This window comes from Mycobacterium sp. E3298, assembly GCF_001666895.1.
Taxonomy (GTDB): Bacteria; Actinomycetota; Actinomycetes; order Mycobacteriales; family Mycobacteriaceae; genus Mycobacterium.
In genome coordinates this window covers 1-3,800 of record NZ_LZJB01000333.1, presented here as the reverse complement: position 1 = coordinate 3,800, position 3,800 = coordinate 1, and the positions used below count along the sequence as shown (strand labels likewise).

The following is a 3,800-nucleotide window of genomic DNA, read 5'->3' as shown; positions in this document are numbered from 1 at the left end:
CCCGCACACGGGGCGCTGTGGGGCCTGGGACGCACCCTCGCACTCGAACACCCCGAAATCTGGGGCGGCATCATCGATCTGGACGGCTCGGTGCCCGCACGGTGTGGAGGTTGGTGCGGAAGGTGATGGTGTCGTCGGTATCGCGTTGCAGGGTACCGAGACTCAGATAGCTGGTGGCCGGCTTTCCTTCCCCCAGGGTGTCGAGTACGGCTTGGGTGAGCAGGGGGTGTGCGCTGATTTCGATGAAGGTGTGGTGGTCGGTGCCGGCGTGGGCGATGGCTTGGTGGAAGTGGACGGGGTTGCGCATGTTGGTGGCCCAGTGGTCGGCGTCGAAGACCGGGCGGGTGTCGAGGTCGGGGTAGGTGGTGGAGATGATCGGGATGCGTGGCGGTTGGGGGGTCAGGTCGGCCAGTTCCGCGCGCATCGGGGGTTGCAGGGGGTCCATGGCCGGGTTGTGCGGGGAGACTTCGATGTTGACCCGGCTGGCGAACCGGTTGTGGGCGCGGACCTCGGCGATGAGCTGATCGATCTGGTCGGTGGGTCCGGCGATGACGGTTTGGCGGGGGGAGTTGTAGATGCCCAGGGTGATTTCGGGGTGCTCGGCGATCAGCGCCTCGGTGGCGGGCGCGTCGAGCTCCAGCAGGGCCATGCCGCCGTGCCCGGACAGCGGGGCCATCAACCGCGATCGCGTCGCGGTCACCCGCAATCCCTGGGCGGGCGTGAGCGCACCGGCCACCACGGCGGCGGCGACTTCGCCCATGGAGTGGCCGATGACCAGGTCGGGGGTGATGCCGTGGGCGCGCCACAGCGCGGTCAGCGCCAGCTGCATGCCGATCAGGCCCAGCTGGATCTGTTCGATGCCGACCAGTTCGCTGCCGGTGGCGATCACCTCGCGCAGCGAAAACCCGGCCTGGGCAACGAAATCGGGCTCCAACTCGTCGACCGCCGCGGCGAAGGCCGGCTCGTCGGCCAGCAGCAGGCGGCCCATGCCGGCCCACTGCGACCCGCGCCCGGAGTAGACGAACACCGTGCCCGGCCCGACCGCGCCCTCGCGGGGCAACACCACCCCGGGGGCGTGCTGGCCACCCCCCAGTGCCCGCAGCCCGGCCACCGCCTGGGCACGGTCGCGGGCGACCACCGTGCCAAATCGCGCCTGCCGGGCCCGGTGATGGTTGAGGGTGTGCGCCACATCGCCGAGGGCGACCCCGGCCCCGCCACCCTGCATCCACTCGGCCAGCACCGACGCCGTCGCCGCCACCCGCCGCGCCGTCTTACCCGACACCACCAACGTCGACACCCCGCCGTCGGGGCCGGCGTCGTCGACCGGCGCCAACCCAGGGCCCTGCTCGACGATGGCGTGCGCGTTCGTCCCGCCGAGACCGAACGACGACACCGCCGCCCGGCGAGGACCCGCATCGGACGGCCATTCGATGTTCTCGACGGGCACGAAGAGCCGGGTCGACGACGCGTCGATCGCCGGATTCCACTGCGAGAAGTGCAGGTTCGGCGGGATCTGCCCGCGCTGCACCGCCAGCACCGCCTTGATGAACCCGGCCACCCCGGACGCCGCCTCCAGGTGGCCGATGTTGGTCTTCACCGCGCCGAGCGCGCACGAGCCCGGGCCGCGCCCGTAAGTGGCTGCCAGCGCTTCGAATTCGATCGGATCCCCGAGCGCCGTCCCCGTTCCGTGGGCCTCCACGTAGTTGACGCTTTCCGGTGCGATGTCGGCCGACCGCAACGCGTCGGCGATCACATCGCATTGGGCGGCCGTGTTGGGCGCGGTGATGCCGTTGGAGCGCCCGTCCTGGTTGACCGCCGAACCCCGCACCACGGCCAGCACTCGATCGCCGTCGCGCACCGCGTCGGTCAGCCGCTTGAGCACCACCACCCCCTGGCACCACACCCGCCACTGGATCGACATCGCGTCCGCCGCCCCACCGGCGTTGCGGCCCAACAGTCCCCGCGCTGCGACGGACACCCGCTCTGCGCGAAGGGGCAACGGCACCCCGATCGATGACTGGTCCTATGGGGTTGCCTGGCCCGTGCGACCGCTCCCCGATGCTCCGCCACCCGGCGGCGGTCGATGGCTGGTCGTGGGCGACACCGAGCTGACCGGCGAACTGGACCGCGTCGCCGGGTCCCAAATCGGCATCGAGGGCCTGGAGTCCGGCGCCCTCGCCGACGAAGAGGCACTGCACGGGGCGCTCAACGGTGTCGACCGCGTGCTCTACGCGCCGCCCGCCTCCGGAACGTCGGTCGCGGTCGCCTATCAGCTGTTCCACCACACCCGCCGGCTCACCGCGGCCATGGCGGCCGCCGCCACGCCAGCGAAGCTGTTCATCGTCACCCGCAACGGCCAACCGACCACCGAGGGCGACCGCGCCAACCCCGCACACGGGGCGCTGTGGGGCCTGGGACGCACCCTCGCACTCGAACACCCCGAAATCTGGGGCGGCATCATCGATCTGGACGGCTCGGTGCCCGCACAGGTGCTGACGCGCCTGGTGCTCGACGAGACCACCGGGGCGGACGGAGAGGACCAGGTCGTCTACCGCAACGGCGTGCGGCACGTGCCCCGGCTGCACGCTCATACGCTGCCCACCGAACCGGTGACGCTGGACACCGCCGCCAGCCAACTGGTCATCGGCGCCACCGGAAACATCGGCCCACACCTGATCCGTGAACTCGCCCGGATGGGCGCCGGGACCATCGTCGCGGTGTCGCGCAACCCCGGCCAGCGGTTGCGCGAGCTCGCCGACGGCCTCGCCGCGGCGGGAACCACCCTCGTCACAGTCGCCGCCGACGCCACCGACGAAACCGCGATGAGAGAACTGTTCGACCGGTTCGGCGCCGACCTGCCACCGCTGGAGGGCGTCTACCTGGCGGCATTCGCCGGCCAGCCGGTCCTGCTCAGCGAGATGACCAACGACGACGTCACGGCGATGTTCGCGCCCAAGCTCGACGCCGCGGCGCTGCTGCACCGCCTGACGCTGGAGACACCGGTGCGCCACTTCGTGGTGTTCTCCTCCATCTCCGGCCTCACCGGTTCGCGGTGGCTGGCCCACTACACCGCCACCAGCGGCTACCTGGACGCCCTGGCGTACGCGCGGCACGTGATGGGATTGTCGGCGACGACGGTCAACTGGGGACTGTGGAAATCCCTGTCCGACGCCGAGCACCAATTCGGCCAGGTCAGCATGGGTTCGGGGCTGGTGCCCATGAACGACGAGGTCGCCATCGGCGCTCTGCCGCGGGCCATGAGCCCCGCCGCAGGCGTGCATTCCATTGTGGTAGAAGCGGATTGGCCACTGCTCGCGGCCGCCTACCGCACCCGCGGCGCGCTGCACATCGTCGACGACCTGCTTCCGGTGCCCGGCGAAACCGCCATGCCCGCAAGCGAATTGCGCGTCGGCCTGAGTAAGTGCCCGCCCGAACGCCGCCACGACATGCTGCTGGACCACGTCGGGTTGCTGGCGGCCGGGGTGATGGGGCTACCACCCAGCGAGTCGCTGGATCCCTCGATCGGCTTCTTCCAGCTCGGAATGGACTCCCTGATGAGCGTCACGCTGCAGCGCGCGTTGTCGGACAGTCTCGGTGAATTCCTGCCGGCTTCGGTGATCTTCGACTACCCGACCGTGTACAGCCTCACCGACTACTTGGCGACGATGCTGCCCGAACTCGCCGAACCGGATGCCGAACCCGCCTCCGACGTCTACGACGAACTCACCGAAGCCGGCAGGAATTCACCGAGACTGTCCGACAACGCGCGCTGCAGCGTGACGCTCATCAGGGAGTCCATT

The 3,800-nt window shown here is 70.2% G+C and carries 1 protein-coding gene and 1 pseudogene; one reads left to right on the top strand and one right to left on the bottom strand.

Annotation, left to right across the window (positions count from 1 at the left end; all coding sequences use genetic code 11):
- Positions 1-100: 100 nt before the first annotated feature.
- Positions 101-2,014, bottom strand: a pseudogene (locus A9X05_RS15595) (type I polyketide synthase); the annotation flags it as partial.
- A 79-nt stretch (positions 2,015-2,093) separates the two neighbouring features.
- On the opposite strand from A9X05_RS15595, the gene A9X05_RS15590 reads away from it, so the two are divergent.
- A partial coding sequence (locus tag A9X05_RS15590) for a beta-ketoacyl reductase (RefSeq protein WP_231978396.1) occupies positions 2,094-3,800 on the top strand: 1,707 nt, incomplete at its 3' end.